The sequence below is a fragment of the Arthrobacter pasteuri genome (assembly GCF_054510955.1).
Window position 1 is genome coordinate 1,061,678 of sequence record NZ_JBTNDO010000001.1, and the last position, 21,926, is coordinate 1,083,603.

18 protein-coding genes are annotated in these 21,926 nt (G+C 67.9%); 9 read left to right on the top strand and 9 right to left on the bottom strand.

Translation table 11 applies throughout. The features are described 5' to 3' along the window. Positions 1-66: 66 nt before the first annotated feature. From ACX80H_RS04905 to ACX80H_RS04915, 3 genes are all read right to left on the bottom strand, one after another. Positions 67-975, bottom strand: coding sequence for an ATP-binding cassette domain-containing protein (locus tag ACX80H_RS04905; protein WP_459311464.1), 909 nt, complete (start codon positions 973-975; stop codon positions 67-69). 16 nt (positions 976-991) lie between these two features. Further along, a complete protein-coding gene (locus ACX80H_RS04910) occupies positions 992-2,032 on the bottom strand; it encodes an ABC transporter permease (protein ID WP_459311466.1) in 1,041 nt (346 codons plus the stop codon). Positions 2,033-2,095: 63 nt separating this feature from the next. Further along, positions 2,096-3,097 carry a substrate-binding domain-containing protein gene (locus ACX80H_RS04915; protein WP_459311468.1) on the bottom strand — a complete coding sequence of 334 codons (1,002 nt, stop codon included), beginning with the start codon at positions 3,095-3,097 and terminating at the stop codon, positions 2,096-2,098. Between the two features lie 768 nt (positions 3,098-3,865). On the opposite strand from ACX80H_RS04915, the gene ACX80H_RS04920 reads away from it, so the two are divergent. Continuing rightward, positions 3,866-4,894 (top strand): nitronate monooxygenase, encoded by a 1,029-nt coding sequence (locus ACX80H_RS04920; protein ID WP_459311469.1) that lies wholly within the window; start codon positions 3,866-3,868, stop codon positions 4,892-4,894. A 19-nt stretch (positions 4,895-4,913) separates the two neighbouring features. On the opposite strand, the gene ACX80H_RS04925 is transcribed toward ACX80H_RS04920, so the two are convergent. From ACX80H_RS04925 to ACX80H_RS04935, 3 genes are all read right to left on the bottom strand, one after another. Further along, a complete protein-coding gene (locus ACX80H_RS04925) occupies positions 4,914-6,743 on the bottom strand; it encodes an ABC transporter ATP-binding protein (RefSeq protein ID WP_459311471.1) in 1,830 nt (609 codons plus the stop codon). Positions 6,744-6,791: 48 nt separating this feature from the next. Next, positions 6,792-8,318, bottom strand: a complete 1,527-nt coding sequence (gene guaB, locus ACX80H_RS04930; protein WP_459311473.1) for an IMP dehydrogenase — start codon at positions 8,316-8,318, stop codon at positions 6,792-6,794. Between the two features lie 119 nt (positions 8,319-8,437). Beyond that, positions 8,438-10,492 (bottom strand): acyltransferase family protein, encoded by a 2,055-nt coding sequence (locus ACX80H_RS04935; protein WP_459311475.1) that lies wholly within the window; start codon positions 10,490-10,492, stop codon positions 8,438-8,440. Positions 10,493-10,798: 306 nt separating this feature from the next. Between ACX80H_RS04935 and ACX80H_RS04940 the strand changes: the two genes are divergently transcribed. Then, entirely contained in the window at positions 10,799-12,433 is a 1,635-nt protein-coding gene (locus ACX80H_RS04940; protein ID WP_459313365.1) for a ribonuclease J, read from the top strand. A gap of 208 nt (positions 12,434-12,641) precedes the next feature. On the opposite strand, the gene groL is transcribed toward ACX80H_RS04940, so the two are convergent. Continuing rightward, positions 12,642-14,255, bottom strand: coding sequence for a chaperonin GroEL (gene groL, locus ACX80H_RS04945; protein ID WP_459311476.1), 1,614 nt, complete (start codon positions 14,253-14,255; stop codon positions 12,642-12,644). Between the two features lie 73 nt (positions 14,256-14,328). Further along, positions 14,329-14,625 (bottom strand): co-chaperone GroES, encoded by a 297-nt coding sequence (gene groES / locus ACX80H_RS04950; protein ID WP_055768411.1) that lies wholly within the window; start codon positions 14,623-14,625, stop codon positions 14,329-14,331. A 325-nt stretch (positions 14,626-14,950) separates the two neighbouring features. Here groES and ACX80H_RS04955 point away from each other — a divergent pair, with 325 nt between their 5' ends. The 6 genes from ACX80H_RS04955 to ACX80H_RS04980 all read left to right on the top strand — a co-directional run bounded on the left by ACX80H_RS04955 (position 14,951) and on the right by ACX80H_RS04980 (position 20,748). After that, positions 14,951-15,895, top strand: a complete 945-nt coding sequence (locus ACX80H_RS04955) for a siderophore ABC transporter substrate-binding protein (protein ID WP_459311477.1) — start codon at positions 14,951-14,953, stop codon at positions 15,893-15,895. 32 nt (positions 15,896-15,927) lie between these two features. Continuing rightward, positions 15,928-16,938 (top strand): ABC transporter permease, encoded by a 1,011-nt coding sequence (locus ACX80H_RS04960; RefSeq protein WP_459311478.1) that lies wholly within the window; start codon positions 15,928-15,930, stop codon positions 16,936-16,938. Continuing rightward, positions 16,928-17,941 (top strand): iron chelate uptake ABC transporter family permease subunit, encoded by a 1,014-nt coding sequence (locus tag ACX80H_RS04965; RefSeq protein WP_459311480.1) that lies wholly within the window; start codon positions 16,928-16,930, stop codon positions 17,939-17,941. The genes ACX80H_RS04960 and ACX80H_RS04965 overlap by 11 nt, the downstream gene beginning before the upstream one ends. Beyond that, positions 17,938-18,696, top strand: a complete 759-nt coding sequence (locus ACX80H_RS04970; protein ID WP_459311481.1) for an iron ABC transporter ATP-binding protein — start codon at positions 17,938-17,940, stop codon at positions 18,694-18,696. Before ACX80H_RS04965 ends, ACX80H_RS04970 begins: the two co-directional genes overlap by 4 nt. 9 nt (positions 18,697-18,705) lie before the next feature. Next, the gene (locus ACX80H_RS04975; protein ID WP_459311483.1) at positions 18,706-19,920 is read left to right on the top strand and encodes a THUMP-like domain-containing protein; all 1,215 of its coding nucleotides are present in this window, start codon (positions 18,706-18,708) and stop codon (positions 19,918-19,920) included. A 114-nt stretch (positions 19,921-20,034) separates the two neighbouring features. Beyond that, complete coding sequence (locus ACX80H_RS04980) at positions 20,035-20,748, top strand: HAD family hydrolase (protein ID WP_459311485.1); 714 nt, start codon at positions 20,035-20,037, stop codon at positions 20,746-20,748. 19 nt (positions 20,749-20,767) lie between these two features. On the opposite strand, the gene ACX80H_RS04985 is transcribed toward ACX80H_RS04980, so the two are convergent. Next, entirely contained in the window at positions 20,768-21,061 is a 294-nt protein-coding gene (locus ACX80H_RS04985) for a DUF503 domain-containing protein (protein WP_087076704.1), read from the bottom strand. Between the two features lie 471 nt (positions 21,062-21,532). On the opposite strand from ACX80H_RS04985, the gene ACX80H_RS04990 reads away from it, so the two are divergent. Then, positions 21,533-21,922 (top strand): hypothetical protein, encoded by a 390-nt coding sequence (locus ACX80H_RS04990; RefSeq protein WP_459311487.1) that lies wholly within the window; start codon positions 21,533-21,535, stop codon positions 21,920-21,922. Positions 21,923-21,926: the final 4 nt, after the last annotated feature.

Here is a 21,926-nt window from a genome sequence, read left to right on the forward strand (position 1 = left end):
CGTTCCCCCGCGAGCCCGGGCCCCTACGTCCTCGGGGGCTTCGCCGTGATACCTCTGGTACACCCGCTACTCAGGCCGCCGGCTGTCGGATTCGGCTGGGTCGGACCGGACTTTCCGCAGGACGTCGGTGTGGCCGCCGAGTTCCGCCAGCTCGTGGGCCAACTCCTGAAGTTCGGCGCCACCGGCCATCAGACCTGTGAGTTGATCGAGTTCGATGTCCTTCTTGTCGTAGTAGCCGATGCTCCTGCCACGTTTGAGGAGCAGGAACCTGTCCCCCACCGGGTAGGCGTGGTGCGGGTTGTGGGTGATGAAGATGACGCCGAGGCCGCGCTCGCGTGCCTGCAGGATATAGCGGAGGACGACGCCGGACTGTTTCACGCCCAGTGCCGCCGTCGGCTCGTCCAGGATCAACGCCTTGGCACCGAAGTGGACCGCACGCGCAATGGCCACGCACTGCCGCTCACCACCGGAGAGCTGACCGATGGGTTGGTTGACGTCGCGAAGGTCGATGCCCATGTCCGCCAGCTCCTTCTTGGTGACCTCCTTCATCCGCTTGACGTCCAGCCGCCTGAACAGCCCCTTGCCGACGGTCAGTTCCGAGCCCAGGAAGAAGTTGCGCCAGATGGGCATGAGCGGCACGACGGCAAGGTCCTGGTAGACCGAGGCGATGCCGGCATCAAGGGCCTCGCGGGGGCTGGCGAGTCTGCGCTCCTGGCCCAGAATCCTGAACGTCCCCTCGTCGTGCTGGTGCAGCCCGGCGATGATCTTGATCAGCGTGGACTTACCGGCGCCGTTGTCGCCGAGCACACAGGTCACCCGTCCTCGATCAACGGTCATGGTGACATCGCTCAGGGCGATGATGTTGCCGTAGTGCTTACCTACGCCGTCCAACTCCAAAAGGTGGTCAGGGGCAGGAGTCGGCGGGTTCTGTTCGTTGTGCGGCAGGGTCTGCTGATTGATCCGACCGGTGCTCATCGTGGCCGTGCCTTTCCTATTTCAGTTCCGCACGGCGTTTGACGATCAGGTTCACGATGGTGGCCAGCAGCAACATCAGGCCCAGGAAGAACTTGAACCAGTCGGGGTTCCACTCTGCGTAGACGATTCCCTTGTTGGCCATACCGAAGATGAAGGCCCCGATGGCCCCTCCGATCGCCGAGCCGTAGCCGCCTGTGAGCAGGCAACCGCCGATGACCGCCGCAATGATGTACAGGAATTCATTGCCGATACCCTCGCCGGACTGGACGGCGTCGAAAGCGAAGAGGTTGTGCATACCGAGCACCCAGCCGCAGAAGCCGACGCCCATGAAGAGCCCGATCTTGGTGGCCCTGACGGGTACGCCCACGGCGCGAGCCGCGTTCTCGTCTCCGCCCACGGCGAAGATCCAGTTGCCTATTCTCGTACGCAGCAGCAGCCAGGACGCAATCACCACGAGGACGATCCAGATGAGGATCGGGCTTTTCAGGTCCATGCCGCCGATGGTGAAGCTGCTGGCGAAGACAGCCCGGGCTGATTGGAAGCCATCCATCGAGGCGATCGACGGCGTGGCGACGCTGCCACCGATCAGCCTGGTCAGCGCCAGGTTCAGCCCTGTCAGCATGAGGAATGTGGCCAGGGTGACGATGAAACTCGGCAGTTTCGTCTTCATCAGGATCCAGCCGTTGACGAAACCGATCAGCAGGGAAACGATCAGGGCCAGACCGACGCCCACCCAGAGGTTCATGGAGAAATACCAGCTGAACAAGGATGCGGTCAGGGCCGAACTGATCACGGCGACACCGGCGGAAAGATCGAACTCCCCGCCGATCATCAGCAGTGACACGGCCACCGCCATGATGCCGAAGGTCGAAGAGCCGTAGAGCACCGTGGCGAAGGAGTTCGGCTGCAGGAACACAGGGGCGGCGGCCGAGAAAAAAATGAAGAGGACGATGGCGCCCACCAGGGCGCCGACTTCCGGACGGCCCAGCAGGTTCTGGACGACGGTGCGCCTGCCGACCCGTTCATCCAGCGTGGGATCTTCTATGAGTGTTGCCATGTACTTCTCCTCATCGGGCTGCTGCCGGGGACGGCCAGAGCTCCCCCGACGTCCTTGGGCGTCCTAGCGGATGCCCTCCTTCGCGAACTGGAGCACCGCTTCGGCGTTGGACCTGTCGACAATCGCCGGTCCGGTCAGGACCGGCTGCCCGCCACCGATCTGGAAACCGCCGCGGCTGGCCTCCCAGAGCGCATCTACAGAACCATAGCCCTGCAACCACGGCTGCTGGTCGACGGTGAACTGCACCCTGCCGTCGATGATGTTCTGGGCGAGCTCGCCATTCAGGTCGAAGGAAGCAACTTTCACCTCGTCCTGCAGATCCAGCGATTCCACGGCCTGAAGGATGGTCTGGGTGAAGGGTGCCCCCAGCCCGATGATGGCATCGACGTCCGAGGCAGCCTGCAGCTTCGCGGTCACCGTCGAAGAGACCTGGGTCATGTCCGTTCCCGTGACATAGACGATCTCACTACCGGGAACCTTCGATTTCACACCAGCACAGCGGGCCTCCTGTGCCACGTTGCCCTGCTCGTGGATCACGCAGATCGGGTGCGTACTGCCCTCTGCAGCCAGTTCGGCGCCCACTGTCGCGCCGGCTAGGCCTTCGTCCGAACCGAAGTGGGTGAAGGCTCCCATCTCCGCCGACACGTCTGCCCCGGAGTTGATACTGACGATCGGAATGCCGGCGTCAGAGGCGCTCTTCAGCGCATCCCTGAGCGCATCGGGCTTGGCCAGGGTGACGACGATTCCGTCGACGCCCTGATCGACGGCCTGCTGAACCAGCTGGGCCTGCCGCCCGCCTTCGGGGTCCGAGGTGTACAGCAGATCGACGTTGTCCTTCGCGGCCGCCTCCTCGGCTCCCTTACGCACGATGTCCCAGAACGTATCACCGGGACCGGCGTGGGTGATCATGGCGACCTTGATCTCCGGGGTGTCCGCCACCTGCCCGCCGCGATCCGCCTCTCCGGCGTCCGGATCCCGTCCGCCCTGTGACGAGCAGGCGCTCAGAGCCAGCGCAGGGACGACCACCGCGGCCACAACCCCTGCCCGCCAGGAAAACTTCTTCACTACCGATCTCCTTCTGATCTACATGCCAGGTCGAAGCCGGATGCTCCGATGCGTGGCCCGAACCTCGTGTAACTCGCTGCCTCGACCGGATGCCTATGCCGCCGCCCTGCCCGCTGCAGGCCTGGCGCCATTTCCCTGAAACCCGTCAGCCCTGAACGCGGTGGCGTGGGCCGGGTCTCGACGCCTGGTGCTCGATCGGTACGTACACCGCGTCTGTGGAGCCTCGCCCGGAAGATCGATGAACGTATCGGCTGCGCTGCCGGGAACAGGTTGCAATGGTTTCCGGGACCGCACCGGCGACGACGCCGACTGCGCAACGCCCTCAGCAATGAACGCTAGCAACGGTACCGACGCGACGCAGGCCCAAAGAATCACCCGGAGCACTAGCGGCACGCTGATCGGGTGCGCTACGGGGGCAAGGGTGGAGACACCGCTACCGGGAATGATCTCACGGTAGGACAGGAAGCACGGGTGTGCGGGGTCAAGCCGGAGCGGTCCAGCTTCTGGTGCTCGGCCAGAGCCGTCAGGACGGCGGACTCGTTCTGGTCCAACAGTTCCATCCCTCCGAGATTGATCCAAGCAACTGCCAAGTGGGCGGCGGGTGGGTCAAGCAGCAACACAAGCCTCCGGCTCGCCTCAGATGTGCAAGAGGCGATGGGCCGGGGGCATGATCAGGAGGAACACCCCCATACGCTGATCGCCCGGGGTCCCCACGGGAAGTGCTGAGCCCCGTGCCCGCCGAGCATCTCCTAGCGAAAGGCAGTCCCCGTGAGCACGTGCGATCCCTTGCCGCTGCCGTTTCCGATAGGTCGACCGATCGTTGGAGCGCCCATGGCAGGAGGACCTTCCACACCGGACCTGGTTGCTGCCGTCACCACCACGGGCGGCATGGGTTTCCTCGCCGGCGGATACAAGACCCCTCAGCAGCTCGCGGCCCAGATCACCGCCACGAGGGCGCTCACCGAGGGCCCCATCGGGGTGAACCTCTTCGTCGTCTCGGCCAACGACGTCGATGAGGATGAGCTCGAGGCATACCGGCAGGAACTGCAGCAGGACGCCGACCGGTACGGCACCCGCGTGGGCTCTCCCAGATGGGACGACGACTCCTGGAGCGCCAAGCTCCAGATCATCCGTGATCTGCGGCCCGAGGTGGTGTCGTTCACCTTCGGCTGCCCGGACACGGAGGTGTTGCACGAGCTCGTCCAGATGGGCATTCATACCGCCGTCACGGTCACCTCCGAGGCTGAGGCGCGCACGGCGGCTGAACGTGGAGTACAGGTCCTCATCGTGCAGGGCCCCGACGCCGGCGGTCACCGGGGTACCTTCGACCCGGCCGAGGAACCCGGCACCGATCCCCTTCCTGAATTGATCGGAACCATCAGGAAGGCAGTCGACCTGCCGCTCATTGCAGGAGGCGGCATCAGCACCCGAGAGCAGGTCCGGGCGATCCTCGACACCGGAGTGGCCGCCGTCCAGCTCGGCACCGCGCTGCTCCTGGCGGACGAGGCTGGAACGAACCCTGCCCACCGGTCAGCGCTCCAGGACCCCGCGTTCAGCGAGACGAAGGTCACCCGGGCGTTCACGGGCAGGCCGGCCCGGGGACTGCGGAACCGGTTCATGGATGACCATCCCAGAAGCGGTCACGCCTACCCGCAGATCCACTACATGACCGCGCCTCTGCGCGCCGCGGCAGCGGCTTCCTACGATCTGCAGGGACTGCATCTCTGGGCAGGCACCGGCTACCGCAACACCCGCACCGGATCAGCAGCGGGCATCATCGAAGCCCTCACCCCTTGAACCCGGAGAGCTTCCGCGGTCAGGCGTCCGGGAGCTGGCTCTCGAACATGCGGTAGTACCTGCCCCGCAGGGCCACGAGTTCGCGGTGCGTGCCGGATTCCACCACGCGGCCGTCCTCGAGCATGTACACCACGTCCGCCTTCTCGATCGTGGCGAGGCGGTGGCTGATCGCGATGATCGTCCGTGAGCGGTCGGCGAACAGACGCGTGAAGATCCGGTGCTCGGCCAGCGCGTCGATGGCCGACGTCGGCTCGTCCATCACGACGAAGGGCGCATCCCGGTAGAAGTTCCGTGCCATCGCGAGGCGCTGCCACTGCCCGCCCGACAGTCCGCTGCCTTTCCTGCCGCGGGGGTCCTCCATCCAGTTGCTGACGTAGCTGTCGAAGCCGCTCGGCATCTTCCCGATGAACTCCGCCGCCTCGGCGTCCTCAGCCGCCCGGCGCACGCGGTCGTCGTCGCGCGGTCCGTGGACGTCGCCGAAGTAGATGTTGTTCGCCGCCGTCGCGAACTCGTACCGCAGGAAGTCCTGCGACATGACGGCCAGGTGCCGGTGCCAGTCGCCGATACCGACCTCCCGCAGGTTCCGACCGTCGAGCAGCACCTCTCCCCTGCCCGGCTGGTACAGCCCTGCGAGCACCCGGATGAGCGTGGACTTCCCCGCACCGTTCTCGCCCACGATCGCGACGTGCGTGCCGCGCTCGAAGGACATGGAGATGCCCTTCAGCACCTCCGCCTCGCTGCCCGCGTAGGTGAAGGAGATGCCGCGGAGCTCGACGGCGGACGGCGGTGCGTCCAGCCGCCCGGGAGCCGCCGTGGACAGCGGGAAGTCCATGAACTGCTCGTAGTCCTTGAGGTTCGCGAGGTCCTCGTCGATCGAGCTGAGCGAGGACACGAGGTTGTTCGCGGTGCTGAGCGCCCGGCTCACGATCTGCTGCACGTAGAGGAACTGGCCCACCGGCTGGGCCCGCGCGATGATCTGCCCGACGATCCACACGAGCGCCAGCAGCTCGGCGCCGTACTGCACCGCATCCGCGAGGAGCTGCTTCGGGATGTAGCGTTTCTGGAAGTCCAGCCGCCGCTTCTCGTCGGCGTCCCGCAGCGTGGAGCGCAGGTCCATCAGATAGCGGACGATCCCGTAGAGGCGCATCTCGGCGATGTGCTGCGGCTTCATCAGGTTCGTCTCGATCATGCGCCGCTGCCGCCGCGAGTCCACCTGGGTGTTCCAGTGCGCCATCTGCTCCCGCGACAGCCGGAACTGCAGGTAGACGCTGGGGATGATCGCGACCAGGACGATGAGGGCGATCCACCAGCTGACGAGGAGCAGCGCGCCGATCGCCAGGACCACCGAGACGAGCTGCGTGAAGATCGCCGCGATGCGGTCGAGGACCCTCGCATAGGAGTCCGAGAAGCGGCGCGCCCGGTCGTAGAGGTCCACCGTCTCCTTGTCGTCGTACCGCCAGAACTCCAGGGCCAGGAAGCGCTCGTACATGCGGTCACCGACGATGGCGCCGACCCGGAAGCTCAGGACCTGCTGGATGTAGCGGTCGACGCTGGTGAAGGAGCCCCAGAGCAGTCCGAGGACGGCCGTGACGACCACGTAGGTGATCGCGGAGCGGCCGGCGTCGGGATCGCCCGCGTACGCAGCGGCGAGCGCCGTCGTCGTCAGGGAGGCGAAATAGGTGGTGACCAGCGGGAGGACAGCCGAGATGAGCGAACCGGCCACCTTCATGGCGACCGCACCGGGTGAGGCCTTCGCGCTGACCACCAGCACCTGGCCGACGGCGCGGGCGTACGGGCCGAGCCGGAGCTTGCGGCGGGCGGTGACCTCGGGCTGCGGGAGCCCGCTCATACGGCATCAGCCCCTCCCGGAAGGAGGGGCTGAGGAGACGCGGTCGCGTTACTTGGAGCCGTAGTTGGGTGCCTCGACCGTCATCTGGATGTCGTGCGGGTGGGATTCCTTGAGGCCCGCAGCCGTGATGCGGACGAACTTGCCCTTGGCCTTGAGCTCGGGGATGGTCCGGGCGCCGGTGTAGAACATGGTCTGCCGCAGGCCTCCCACGAGCTGGTACGCCACGGACGCGAGGGGTCCGCGGTACGCGACGCGTCCCTCGATGCCCTCGGGGATCAGCTTGTCGTCACCGGACACATCCGCCTGGAAGTAGCGGTCCTTGGAGTAGGACGTGTTCTTGCCGCGCGTCTGCATCGCGCCCAGCGAGCCCATGCCGCGGTAGGTCTTGAACTGCTTGCCGTTGACGAAGATCAACTCGCCGGGTGCCTCCGCCGAACCCGCCAGGAGCGAGCCGAGCATCACGGTGTCGGCGCCGGCCACGAGGGCCTTGCCGATGTCACCGGAGTACTGCAGGCCGCCGTCGGCGATGACGGGGACGCCCGCGGGGATGGCTGCCTTCGCGGATTCGTAGATCGCGGTGACCTGCGGGACGCCGACGCCCGCGACCACGCGGGTGGTGCAGATGGATCCCGGGCCCACGCCGACCTTGATGCCGTCGGCGCCGGCATCGATCAGGGCCTGTGCACCCTCGCGGGTGGCGGCCTGGCCACCGATGATGTCGACGTGCGCAACGGACTTCTCGGCCTTGAGGCGGGCGATCATCTCGAGCACCCCCGCGCTGTGCCCGTTGGCGGTGTCGACGAAGAGGGCGTCCACGCCCGCCTCGACGAGTGCCATGGCGCGCTCCCAGCCGTCGCCGAAGAAGCCGATGGCCGCGCCGACGCGGAGGCGTCCGTCGTCGTCCTTCGTGGACAGCGGGTACTGCTCGGCCTTCGTGAAGTCCTTGACGGTGATGAGGCCGCGCAGCACGCCCTCGTCGTCGACGAGGGGAAGCTTCTCGATCTTGTTCGTGGCGAGGAGATTGATGGCGTCGTCGCCACTGATGCCCACCCGCCCGGTGACGAGGGGCATCTTCGTCATGACGTCCTTGACCAGGATGCGCGGGAAGTCCCGCTCGAGGACGAAGCGCGTGTCGCGGTTGGTGACGATGCCGAGGAGGTGTCCGGTGGCGTCGACGACGGGCAGGCCGGAGACGCGGTAGTGGCCGCACAGCTCGTCGAGTTCCTGCAGGGTCGCATCCGGACCGATGGTCAGCGGGTTGGTGATCATCCCCGACTCGCTGCGCTTCACCCGGTCCACCTGATCCGCCTGGTCGGAGATGGACAGGTTGCGGTGGATGACGCCCAGGCCGCCCTGGCGGGCCATCGCCACGGCCATGCGGGACTCGGTCACGGTGTCCATGGCCGAGGAGAGCAGCGGTGTCTTCACCGTGATGCGCTTGGAGATGCGCGACGACGTGTCGGCCTCCGAGGGGATGACGTCCGTGTGACCGGGGAGCAGGAGGACATCGTCGTACGTCAGGCCGACGAATCCGAAGGGGTCGTGGGTTTCGTTCTGGCCGGACTGCTGGCTCACTGCTGCGCCTCTTTCGGTATCACCGGGTGGGGGTAGGGGCCTTCGGCTGGATGCGCCGGCGGGCTCTGACAGTCTAGAACGGATCACTGGGGTGCCCTATTCCGGTGACAGTGCTCACGTCACCAGCCGACCACGGACCGGAAGCGTTCCTCGAAGGCCGGGATCATGGTTTCGACGTAGGTCTTGCTGAGGTGGTCGCGGTCCATGTAGACGCGGACGTTCCCGATCACCCCGGAGCAGGTGGCCTCGGCGCAGACGAGGTCTGTCATGTCCAGGTGTCCGAGCCCGGGCAGGCGGTCCGCGACGGCCGCGAGGGGCGACGCCGGCGCCAGCGCCTCCGAGATGGGGACGTCGCAGGCGGACGGGTCGGCGGCGTTGAGCGCCGTGCACTCTGCCATGTCCTCCTCGAACCGGGGTGTGTCCCGGAGCCCGACGACGGGGATACCGGCTGCGAGAAGGGGCGCGATCCCCTCCTCGAACCCGGCGGGGACCTCCTCCGCCGGCGAACTCCAGTCCGTCCGCGTGCCGACGGTGAGCACGGCGTCGGGGGCGAGGCCGAGCGCGTAGTCGCGGGCGGCCTCATTGAAGGCGTGGCATTCGGGGTCCACCGTCGCCGGTGAGTCGACGAACCTGCAGTTGGGCCTGTGCACCGACACGGCGACCCAGTTGTTCGAGCCGGCCATCGCACCCACGGCCGTCATCCACATCTGCGAATGGGAGTCGCCGAGCACCAGGACGGTCCGTTCCGCGGTCGCCGCGTCGCCGGTCTGGACGCACGAGGACAGCAGCGGGTCGGCCGGCATCAGTGCCTCCGAGCAGGGTCCGTCGACGGCGGCCCACTCCGCGCCGAGACTGCTGGCCAGGGGCTTCACCAGCGCATCCTCGGCGCCGCGGAACTCGAAGCCGGGAGCCAGGGCCGCGGCACCCGGATTGTCTGCACGCGTCTGCTGCTCCACCGCCGCCTCCTGCGCCTGGACGCGGTACTCCCAGCCCGAGAGGGGCACGGCCACGAGGCCGAGGGCCAGCGCGGCCACGAGGCCGGTGCGCCTGCGCTTGAGGGACGGCCACGTCCAGGAGCGCACCGGTTCTTCGACGAAGCGGGTGGTGAGCACGGCCAGCACGAGCGAGGCCGCGATGACGAGGCCGCCGTCGAGCAACCCTGCCTCCTGTTCGTCCGCGACGATGAGCCAGATCACGAGGATGGGCCAGTGCCACAGGTACAGCGCATAGGACGCACTCCCGAGCCGGAGAACGGGCGGCGAGGACAGCCACCGATCGACGCCCGCGGGGCTGTCCGTCCGGCCGGCCACGATGACGGCCGCGGCCGCGAGGGTCGGCCAGAGCGCGATGTAGCCCGGGAACTGCTGCTGCACCTGCAGGAGGACGCCGCAGGCCAGCATCATGGTCACGCCTGCCCAGCCCAGCACGACCCTCACCCGCACGGGAAGGACGAGGCGGGGCAGCACCAGTGCCACCAGCGAACCGAGCGCGAACTCCCAGAGCCGGGCGCGGGTGTCGAAGTAGGCCGCGGCCTGGTCCGCTCCGGTCTGCCGGACGGAGAAGACGAGCGACAGCACGAAGACGGCACCGAACAGGGCGATCAGCACGGGCCGGAGACGCAGGCGCGTGCCGGCGACCACGACGGCGCACACCGCGAACAGGAGCGGCCAGAGCAGGAACACCTGCCCCTGGATGGAGAGCGACCAGAAGTGCTGCAGCGGGCTCGCCGCACTGTGGTCGAGGGCGTAGTAGTCCACGGCGTCACCCGCGAGCTGCCAGTTCTGCCGGTAGGTCAGCGACGCCCAGGTCTGATCGAAGACGGACCGCCAGCGCGAACTCGGGATGAAGACGGCGGTGGCCGCCAGGACGGACAGCAGGACGACGACGGCGGCGGGCAGCAGCCGCTTGAGCAGGCCCAGCCAGTACGCGGCAAGGGCGAGTGGCTGCCCGGACTCGAGGCGCCGCGTGAACGTGACGGTGAGGAGGAAGGCCGAGACGAGCAGGAACACGTCCACGCCGCCGGACACCCGCCCGAGCCACACGTGGTAGACCACGACCATGCTGACGGCCAGCGCGCGTAGTCCCTGGACCTCGGGCCGGAACCGGCGCTCAACCCGGCCGTCCGGACGTTTCCGGGCGGCCGGGGAGGGTGGGGCCTGCAGGGCGGAATCCACGCTGTTCCTCCTCGGAGGTCTGGAGAATGGGCGGACGCAAACCTCCAGTTTACCTTTCCGGAACCTGCCCTTGCGCTGGGGGCCCTCGGGGACCGATCCGCCGGTCGCCCGCGTAGCACGTACCCTAGAAGGAGTATCTCCCCGGGAACGCCGGGGACCACCTGAATGGAGCCGCCGGGTTCGCCGGCCGCGACGACGAACGTCTGACGGCCTGCGCCCCGTCTCCCCTCACCAACGAGAGAAACCTAATCTGTGAATAAAAGACCTGCCGCACTGAAAGCACCACGGGAACTGGCCAAGGGAGCCATGCGCATCGTCGCTCTCGGTGGCATCGGTGAGATTGGCAGAAACATGACCGTCTTCGAGTTCGACGGGAAGCTGCTGATCGTCGACTGTGGCGTCCTGTTCCCCGAGGAACACCAGCCGGGCGTGAACGTCATCCTCCCCGATTTCTCCTACATCCGCGACCGGCTCCAGGACGTCGTCGCCGTGGTGCTCACGCACGGGCACGAGGACCACATCGGCGCCGTTCCCTACCTCCTCAAGGAACGCGCGGACATCCCCCTGGTCGGTTCGAAGCTGACGCTCGCCTTCATCGAGGCAAAGCTCCAGGAACACCGCATCACCCCGAAGACCATCCAGGTCAAGGAGGGCGACCGCCGCACCATGGCCGGGTTCGACCTCGAGTTCGTCGCCGTGAACCACTCCATCCCGGACAGCCTCGCCGTCGCCATCCGCACCGCGGCCGGCACAGTGCTCCACACCGGCGACTTCAAGATGGACCAGTTCCCCCTGGACCGCCGCATCACGGACCTCGGCGCCTTCGCGCGCCTCGGCGCCGAGGGCGTGGACCTGTTCCTCACGGACTCCACGAACGCCGACGTCCCTGGTTTCACGACCTCCGAGAAGGACCTGGCACCGGCGATCGAGGCGGCATTCCGCTCGGCGCCGCGCAGGATCATCGTCTCCAGCTTCGCGAGCCACATCCACCGCATCCAGCAGATCATCGACACCGCCGAGCGCCACCGCCGCAAGGTGGCCTTCGTGGGCCGCTCGATGGTGCGCAACATGACCATCGCCGCGGACCTCGGCTACCTCAAGATCCCGCAGGGCCTCCTCGTCGACTTCAAGAAGCTCGAGCGCAGCGACGACCACAAGGTGGTCCTGATCTGCACCGGCTCGCAGGGTGAGCCCATGGCCGCCCTGTCGCGCATGGCCAACAACGACCACGCCATCCGCATCAGCGAGGGCGACACCGTGCTGCTGGCCAGCTCGCTCATCCCGGGCAACGAGAACGCCATCTACAGCATCATCAACGCCCTGACGGAGATCGGCGCCAACGTGGTCCACAAGGGCAACGCCAAGGTGCACGTCTCCGGCCATGCCAGCGCCGGCGAACTCGCGTACTGCTACAACATCGTCAAGCCGCGCAACGTCATGCCGGTGCACGGCGAGTGGCGCCACCTGCGGGCCAACTCGGCGATCGCGGTCGCGACGGGCGTCGATCCCCGCAATGTCGTCATCGCACAGGACGGCGTGACCGTCGACCTCGTGCGGGGCCGCGCCACGATCTCGGGCAAGGTTGAGGCCGGGCTCGTCTTCGTCGACGGCGACAGCGTCGGCGGCATCACCGAGGAGGACCTCGTGGAGCGCCGCCGCCTGGCGGAGGAGGGCGTCGTCACCGTCCTCGCGATCATCGACCCGGACAACGGTGACATCGTCGAGGCCCCCGAGTTCTTCACCAAGGGCTTCTCCTGCTCCGACGGGGACCTCGACAAGGCCGGCGCCGCCGTGGAGAAGGCGCTCCGCGATTCCGCGTCGAACCGTCAGAGCGGCCGCCGCCAGGATCCGGAGGACATCATCGAGCGGGCCACGGCCAACTGGATGCGCCGGTACTACAACCGCCAGCCGGTCGTCACGGCGATCGTCGTCGACGCCTGACCGAGCACCGACCCGACGCCCCGGCACCCGCGAGAGTGCCGGGGCGTCGTCGTCTCCCGGGCCGTCGTCGTGTTCCTGATCGTTCGAACGCGGGCCGCCGTGTCCAGGGCCGTCACAGCGGGCCGGATGCACAGCAGCACCCCGGCTCCGAGGAACCGGGGTGCTGCTGGTACTGCTATGTCACAGGTTGGGCCGGGGCCCGGGTGTCCTAGTGCGAGTGGCCGTGGCCCTCGTCGTCGGACTCCTCGGGCTTCTCGACCACGAGGGTTTCCGTGGTGAGCACCAGCGCCGCGATGGAGGCCGCGTTGCGCAGGGCGGAGCGCGTCACCTTCACGGGGTCGATGATGCCGGCATCCACGAGGTTCTCGTACTCGCCGGACGCGGCGTTGAAGCCGTGGCCGTCCTCGAGGTCGGAGACCTTCGCGACGACGACATAGCCTTCGTGGCCGGCGTTCTCCGCGATCCAGCGCAGCGGCTGTGCCAGCGCGCGGCGTACGAGGCCGACGGCGGTCGCAGCGTCGCCCTCGAGCGCCAGGACGTCGGGGTCGGTGTCCAGCGCCTTGCCGGCGTGGACCAGGGCCGAACCGCCACCGGCGACGATGCCCTCTTCGAGGGCTGCGCGCGTCGACGACACGGCGTCCTCGATGCGGTGCTTCTTCTCCTTGAGCTCGACCTCGGTGGCTGCGCCGACCTTGATGACGCCGATGCCGCCCGCGAGCTTCGCGAGGCGCTCCTGGAGCTTCTCACGGTCCCAGTCGGAATCGGTGCGCTCGACCTCGGCGCGGATCTGCGACACGCGGTCGGCGACGTCGGACTCGCTGCCGGTGCCGTCGACGATCGTGGTGGCGTCCTTGGTGACGGTGATCCGGCGAGCGGAACCGAGCACCTCGAGGCCGACCTGGTCCAGCTTCAGGCCGAGGTCGGGCGAGACGACCTGCGCACCGGTGAGCGTGGCGATGTCCTGCATCATGGCCTTGCGGCGGTCGCCGAAGCCCGGAGCCTTGACGGCGACGACGTTCAGGGTGCCGCGGATCTTGTTGACCACGAGCGTGGAGAGCGCTTCGCCCTCGATGTCCTCGGCGATGATGAACAGCGGCTTGCCGGCCTGCAGGGCCTTCTCGAGCAGCGGCAGGAATTCCTGCAGCGAGGAGATCTTGCCGGAGTTGATCAGGATGAGCGCGTCCTCGAGGACGGCTTCCTGACGCTCCGCGTCGGTGACGAAGTACGGCGAGAGGTAGCCCTTGTCGAACTGCATGCCCTCAGTGAGGACCAGTTCGGTCTGCGTGGAGGAGGACTCCTCGATGGTGATCACGCCATCCTTGCCGACCTTGTCGAAGGCCTCCGCGAGGAGGTCACCGACCTCGGTGCTCTGGGCGGAGATGGAGGCGACGTTCGCGGTCTGCTGACCGACGACCTCGCGGGCGTTCTCGAGCAGGCGCTTGGCGACGGCCTCGACCGACACCTCGATGCCGTGCTTGAGCGCACCCGGTGCGGCGCCTGCGGCCACGTTGCGGAGGCCCTCCTTGACCAGGGCCTGCGCCAGGACGGTCGCGGTGGTGGTTCCGTCACCGGCGACGTCGTTGGTCTTGGTGGCGACCTCCTTGGCCAGCTGCGCGCCGAGGTTCTCGTAGGGGTCGTCGAGCTCGACTTCGCGGGCGATCGTCACGCCGTCGTTCGTGATGGTGGGGGCGCCCCACTTCTTGTCGAGCACGACGTTGCGTCCGCGGGGGCCCAGCGTCACCTTGACGGTGTTCGCGAGCTTGTCCACGCCGGCCTCGAGGGCACGGCGGGCGGCGTCGTTGAATTCCAACTGCTTTGCCATTGTTGGTTCCTTTCAGGCTTGTGCAGCGAGAAAAACCCCGGCCACTGCGGGCCGGGGCTCTTCCAATCGGGTACTACTTGACGACGACTGCGAGGACGTCGCGGGCGGAGAGCACCAGGTACTCCTGGCCACCGTGCTTGACTTCGGTTCCGCCGTACTTCGAGTAGATGACGATGTCGCCCTCGGCGACGTCGACGGGGACGCGGTTGCCGTTGTCGTCGACGCGACCCGGTCCAACTGCTACGACTTCACCCTCCTGGGGCTTCTCCTTGGCCGTGTCCGGGATGACGAGGCCGGAAGCAGTGGTCTGCTCGGCTTCGAGGGGGCGGACGACAATGCGATCCTCAAGGGGCTTAATAGAGACCGACACTCGGGCTCTCCTTTGCGTTCGTTACCAATGGAATGAAGGCCCTCGGGCTGGGCGTGAACCGTCGTCGCGGTGCCGGCGAACGCTTCCCTCGGGATTAGCACCCACATGGAGTGAGTGCCAACTCCGACTGTATGCAACGGCTAGCACTCGGTCAAGGCGAGTGCCAGCCGTTGCACGTCTACCCCCCTCCTGTGAGCGACGTCACAGCCAATAGGTGATGCTTCGTTTGCGTAATTCTCGAGCGGCACTCTAGATTCGAGAAGGTAAGGCATTCCTTACTTCCGATCCCCGGCCTGCCGGCCCTTCCCTTCCCGGAGTTCACCCCATGGCACACCTGCGCTTCGCCGTCCTTTCCGCAGCCGCTGCGGCCACCCTGGCCCTGACCGCCTGCGGCGGTTCCTCCGAAGCTGCGGATGCCCCTGCGACGACGTCGACCGTCGCGATCGACCACGCGCAGGGCACCACGGAGGTGCCGGTGAACCCCGAGACCGTCTTCACCTTCGACCTCGGCGCACTCGACAGCCTGGACGCCCTGGGCATCGACGTTGACGGCGTACCGCAGGGAACCCTGCCCACCCAGCTGTCGGCCTATGAGGGCGGTGACATCACCGGCATCGGGTCCATGAAGGAACCCGACTTCGAGGCGATCGCCGCGGCCGACCCGGACCTGATCATCATCTCGAGCCGCGTCGCCGACTCCTACGACGAACTCTCGGAGATCGCGCCGACCATCGACCTGACCGTCGACGCCGCCGAGCCGATCGCGAGCTTCACCGCGCACACCGAATCCCTCGGCCGGATCTTCGGTGCCGAGGACGAGGTGGCGGAGCGCCTCGCGGCCCTCGACAGCAAGATCGCCGAGACGAAGGAAGCCGCGGCGTCCGCCGGAAACGGTCTGGTCCTCATGACCAGCGCTGGCGAGGTCACGGCGTACGGCGCCGGGTCCCGCTTCGGCCTGATCCACGATGTCCTCGGCGTCGAACCCGCTGCCGAGGTGAAGTCCGAGGGCACGCACGGCGAGGCCGTCTCCTTCGAGTACATCGCCGAGATCAACCCCGCCCACCTCTTCGTCATCGACCGTGACGCCGCCGTCGGCGAGGCCGGAGCCGCCGCCTCCGCCGTCCTGGACAACGAACTCGTCAACGGGACGGACGCCGCGAAGAACGACGCCGTCGCCTACCTCGACTCCGCGAGCTGGTACCTGATCGGCTACGGCCTGAACAACCTCGACGCCATGGTCTCGGCCGTTCACGAGGCCGTCGCGGCCTGATCCGCCGCGCCGCACCTGCGGCGGGCGCCCCCATGGCAGCACTCTCCCTCCGGTCCCAGCGGCCGGCACAGCAGCGCGGTTCCCGATGGCCGGCCCTCTGGCCGGCCGGTGGAGCCGTGCTGCTGCTTGCCCTCATCAGCCTCTTCACCGGTGTCTCCGACGTCTCCCCCGACGACCTGCTCGCGGGCGACGCCGGCGTCTGGCAGACCTTCCTGGTGAGCCGGGTCCCCCGCACGCTCGCCATCGTCCTCGCGGGCGTCGCGCTCAGCATCGCCGGGTTCATCCTGCAGCTCATGGCCCGCAATCGATTCGTCGAGCCCTCGACCGTCGGCACCGTGGAATCCGCGACCGCCGGGATCCTCGTGGCGACACTGCTGCTGCCCGGTGCCCCGATCGTGGCCAAGATGGGCATCGCCGCAGTCTTCGCCCTGGCCGGGACCGCGCTCTTCCTGTCCGTCCTGCGGCGGATACCGCTGCGGAACACGCTGATCGTGCCCCTCGTCGGCATCATGCTCGGCGGGGTCATCTCGGCGGTGACCACGTTCTTCGCCTACCGCTTCGACCTGCTGCAGACCCTCAACACGTGGATGATCGGGGACTTCTCCGGACTCATCCGCGGCCGCTATGAGCTCCTCTGGATCGTCGCCGTCCTCGCCGTCGTGGGCTACGTGTGCGCCGACCGCTTCACCGTCGCGGGCATGGGCCAGGAGTTCACCACCAACCTGGGCCTGAACTACCGGCGCACCATGAACCTCGGTCTGGTGCTGGTCAGCCTCATCAGCGCCGTCGTCGTCGTGGTGGTCGGCTCCATCCCGTTCCTCGGGCTGATCGTCCCCAACCTCGTCTCCCTGCTGATCGGCGACAACGTGCGCCGTGCAGTCCCCTGGATCGCCGTGTTCGGCGCGGGCTTCGTCCTCCTCTGCGACATCCTCGGCCGCGTCATCCGCTTTCCCTACGAGGTGCCGGTGGGCGTGATCGTCTCGGTGGTGGGCAGTGCGCTGTTCATCGCCCTGCTCGTTCGGAGGAACGCCGGTGCGCGCTAGGACCAACGCCCTTCCCGCCGCCGTTGTGCAGTCCGGCCGCACGCCGGTCCGGTCACTCCCTCCCGCCTTCTGGCTGGTGGCGCTCGGGGTCACGGCGGCCGCCCTCATCGCGGCGTTCCTCCTCGTCGGACTCGAGGGCGACATCGCGTACGTGCTGCTACGCCGGCTCAACCGCGTCGGGGCGATGGTGCTCGTCGCCGTCGCGGTCGGGGTGTCCACCGTCCTGTTCCAGACCGTGACCGGCAACCGGATCCTGACGCCGTCGATCATGGGCCTGGACGCGCTCTACATCCTCATCCAGACCGCCCTGGCCTTCGCCCTCGGCGCCTCGACGCTCCTGACGCTCGCCGCACCGATCCGCTTCGCCGTCGAGGTCACCCTGATGGTTGCGTTCTCCTGGCTGCTCTACCGCTGGCTCTTCACGGGCGGAGGGCGCAGCCTGCACCTCCTGCTGCTCGTCGGCATCGTCTTCGGCGTCTTCTTCCGGGGCGCCTCGACACTGCTCCAGCGCCTGATGGACCCGAGCGAGTACATCATCCTGCAGGACCTGTTCTTCGCGAGTTTCAACCGCGTCGACCCGACCCTGCTGATCCTCTCCGCGATCGCCGTCAGTGGGCTGTGCATCCCGGCCTGGCGCCTGCGACACCGCCTCGATGTCCTGGCACTCGGTCGGGACACCGCCGTCGGTCTCGGCGTCGACTACCGGCGCACCGTGACGCTGGTCCTCGTCATCTGCTCGGTGCTCGTCGCCGTCTCCACCGCCCTGGTGGGTCCGGCCACGTTCTTCGGCCTGCTGGTCTCGGCGCTCGCCTACCAGTTGTGCAGCTCCTTCCGGCACGCTGCCGTGCTCCCTCTCGCCGTCCTGCTCGGCGTGATCGCCCTCGTCGGCGGCCAGCTCGTCCTCGAGCAGGTCTTCGAGTTCGACACGGCGCTCAGCATCGTCATCGAGTTCACGGGCGGCCTCGTCTTCCTCGCCCTCCTCATGAAAGGTCGCGTCCGGTGATCACCCTGAGTTCCGCCACCAAGCGCTACGGCACCGCGACGGTGGTCGACGACGTCAGCTGCTCCATCCCCCGGGGCGGCGTCACCTCGATCATCGGCCCCAACGGGGCCGGCAAGTCCACCCTGCTGTCCCTGATGAGCCGCCTGCTCCCGCTGGACGCCGGGACCGTGGAGGTGGACGGGCTGGACGTCAGCACGACGCCGGGACCCGCGCTCGCCAGGACGCTGTCCATCCTGCGTCAGGAGAACCAGCTCACGGTCCGCCTCTCGGTGCGGGACCTCGTGGGGTTCGGCCGGTTCCCGCACAACAACGGCCGGCCCACGGTGGCCGACCGGGAGCACATCGAGCGGGCCCTCGACTATCTCGACCTCACCGGCCTGGCGGACCGCTTCGTCGACGAGCTCTCGGGCGGGCAGCGCCAGAGGGCGTTCATCGCCATGGTGCTCGCACAGGACACCGACTACATCCTGCTCGACGAGCCGCTCAACAACCTGGACATGAAGCACTCCGTGGACATGATGCGCCTGCTCCGCCGGCTCGTGGACGACCTCGGGAAGACCGTGGTGCTCGTCATCCACGACATCAACTTCGCGTCCTGCTACTCCGACACGATCGTCGCGATGCGCGACGGCGCGATCATCCACCAGGGGACGCCCGAGGAAATCATGACGCCGCAGGTGCTGCAGGATGTGTACGACGTGGACATCCAGGTGGAGCACATCCGGGGCAACAGGATCGGCGTCTACTTCGCCTAGGCTGGCTGCATGGCTTCGGACAACATCGCGGACATCCTGACCCCCGAAGGCTGGGAGCTGGTGAACTCCCTCGGCCCCTACGCCGAAGCCGACAGTTTGCGGCTCACCGAGCGGCTGCGGAAGGCGGGCCACTCTCCCGACGCCGTCGCCGCCGCCCTTACCCAGTCGCGGCTGCGGGCGAAGGCTGCCGCCAAGTTCGGGCCCTTCGCCGAGCACATGGTCTTCACGTCGGCAGGGCTCGAGCAGGCCACGCGCCTGTCCGTCGCCGCGCGCCACGCGCAGCGCTTCGTCGACGCGGGACTGGTCACGGTCGCAGACCTCGGGTGCGGTCTCGGCGCCGACAGCATGGCCCTGGCCACCCTCGACCGCCGGGTCACCGCCGTCGAACTCGACGAGACGACCGCCGCCGCCGCGACCATGAACCTGCTGCCCTTCCCCAACGCCCGCGTCGTCAACGCCGACGCCTCGTCCGTGGACACGGCGGAGTACGACGGCGTCTGGCTGGACCCGGCGCGCAGGACGACGACGTCGTCGGGCACCTCCCGCCTCTTCGACCCGGAGGCGTTCTCGCCCCCGCTGTCCTTCGTCCAGGACCTCGCCGACAGCGGGAAGCCGGTGGGCGTGAAGATGGGCCCGGGCATGCCGCACGAGTCCATCCCGTCGGCCTGCGAGGCGCAGTGGGTCTCCGTGGACGGCGACGTCACGGAGGTGGCGCTGTGGTTCAACGCGCTCCGCCGCGAGGGCGTCCGCCGGGCCGCCCTCCTCCTCGGCCCGAGGGGGGCCGCGGAGATGGTGTCGGATGCGGAGTTCGGGAACGGCCCGACCGCCCCCGTCGGCGAGCCCGGCGGCTACCTGTACGAGCCGGACGGCGCCGTCATCCGCGCCGGACTCGTCGCGGACCTCGCCGCGGACCTGGGCGGGCACCTGCTGGATCCGATGATCGCCTACATCTGCGCGCCGTCGTTCACGGACACCCCGTTCGCCCGGGCGTACCGGGTGCTCGCGGTACGGCCTTACAACGTCAAGGCGCTCAAGGCCTGGGTCCGCTCCGAGGGCATCGGCGTCCTCGACATCAAGAAACGCGGCATCTCGGCCACGCCGGAGGACGTGCGCAAGCAGTTGCTGACCGGCTCCGGCAAGGGACGGAACAAGGCGACCCTGGTGCTCACGCGCATCGGCGACGAGCGCGTGGCCATCGTCGTCGAGCCCGTTCCGGCCTCCTAGCGGCACCGAGCCACACATTCTGCCCGGCCGCAACCGGCCCGCCACGCCCCCGCCCGCGCGCCTGCCTTCCTAGACTCGGGAGGACGAGAATACGGGACGAGCGGGAGGCAGCGCATGGCGAACGGTACAGCGGGATCATCGGAAGCACGGCACGGCGTGCTGTTTGACGTGGACGGCACCCTCGTGGACTCCAACTACCAGCACACCATCGCCTGGTGGCAGGCGTTCCGCCGCTTCGGCCACGACGTACCGCTGGCGGAGATCCACCGGGCCATCGGGATGGGCGGCGACAAGCTCGTGGCGCACCTCCTCGGTGACGACCGGGACACCGGGCAGGACGAGGAGCTCGACTCCACGCACGGCGCCGTCTTCTCCACCTACTGGCCGGCCCTGCGAGCCTTCGAAGGAGCAGCGGAACTCGTACGCCGGTGCGCGGACGACGGCCTCACAGTGGTCCTCGCGTCCTCCGCCTCGCAGCAGGAACTGGGCGTGCTCCGGGACATCATCGATGCGGACGAGGCCATCAGTGCGGCGACGAGCTCCTCGGATGCGGAGAACAGCAAGCCCTCCCCGGACATCCTGGAGGCGGCACTGGAGGCCGGCGGACTCGAGGCGGCGAATGCCGTGTTCGTCGGTGACTCCGTGTGGGACGTCCTCGCGGCGTCGGAGCTGAAGATCCCCACGATCGGCCTCGCCTCGGGCGGCACGAGCGATGCGGAGCTGCGCGAGGCAGGGGCCGTCGAGGTCTACAAGGACATCCGGGCGCTGCTCGACGCGTTCGACGGCGGAGCACTGCACCAGTTGGCGACGTCCTCCCCGGGAGCCTGAGCCGGGCCTGCGGCCCCTGCTAGTCCTCGCTGCTGAGGAGCCGTCGTCGGGCGCTCAGAAGCTCGACTTCGGGCCTCGCTGCAACGTATCGCTCCACCCGGTCCAGCACGTCCACCACATGCTGCCGGTCGCCTCCGACCACCCCCGCACCCACGACGGCCCGGCGGTGCAGGTCCTGGTGCCCGACTTCGGCGACGGACAGCTCGAACTTCCGGCGGAGGTCCGACACCAGCGGACGCACCACCGACCGCTTGCCCTTCAGCGAGTGCACGTCGCCGAGCAGGACGTCGAACTCGATGAACCCGATCCACATGGCGATACTCCTTGTCGTCCAGTGCCCCCGGGCCCGCTCCTGTCTGTGTACTGTAGCGGAGCCTCTCCACCCCATTCGCGGGAAAGAAGCGTAGGGTGGGGGGAGTTGTCTAGAAGAAGGCGGCTGTTTTCGGTTCTTCTCTTCGTTGCCCTGATGATTGCACCGGGTACCCAATAGCAGAGCACCATCCCCGATAGGGGCGTGCAGCATGAACGACCAGGAAGCCCTTCTTCCACAGCCATCCGCAGGTGGTCCCTCGACCCGCGCGGCCTCCGTCTCCAGTCCCAGCGCCGGCCCCGGCCGTACCCTGACGACTTCACCACTTTCTGCCGTCGCCTCCGCACCCTGATCCACTGCGTGCCGAGCCGACCCTCCCCGTCGCCCCCTCCTGACCGGCACTTCTTCGGCACCTGCTTCCAGCATCGCTTTCAGCACTTCTTTCACCACTGCTTGACACTGCAAAGGACCACCATGACGCAGCACATCGACGATTTCCTGCACGACTGCACCACCGTCACCGCCGACGGCTCGCTCGTATCCGTCGACGAGGTCGAGGGACTCTACCTGTACTGGCGCTCCCTCCGCGCCGCCGACTCCACGCCGGACCGCGTGGAGGATTCCACGGACGATTCCGCAGACGATTCCGCAGAGGATTCCACGGAGACTGCCGCCGTCCTCGACGCCCTGTACGCCCGTGGGGTGGAGCCGATCCAGCGGAACGGCGTAGATTACGTCGAGGGGCTCGTCCTGACGGGGCCGGTCATGGCCGAGTTCATCGTGGCCTGCGACTTCGTCGGAGCCTGGGGCCAGCCCGAGCTCTGGGACCTGGCCGCCGTGCGGGAAGTCGTCACAGCGTCGTAGAACC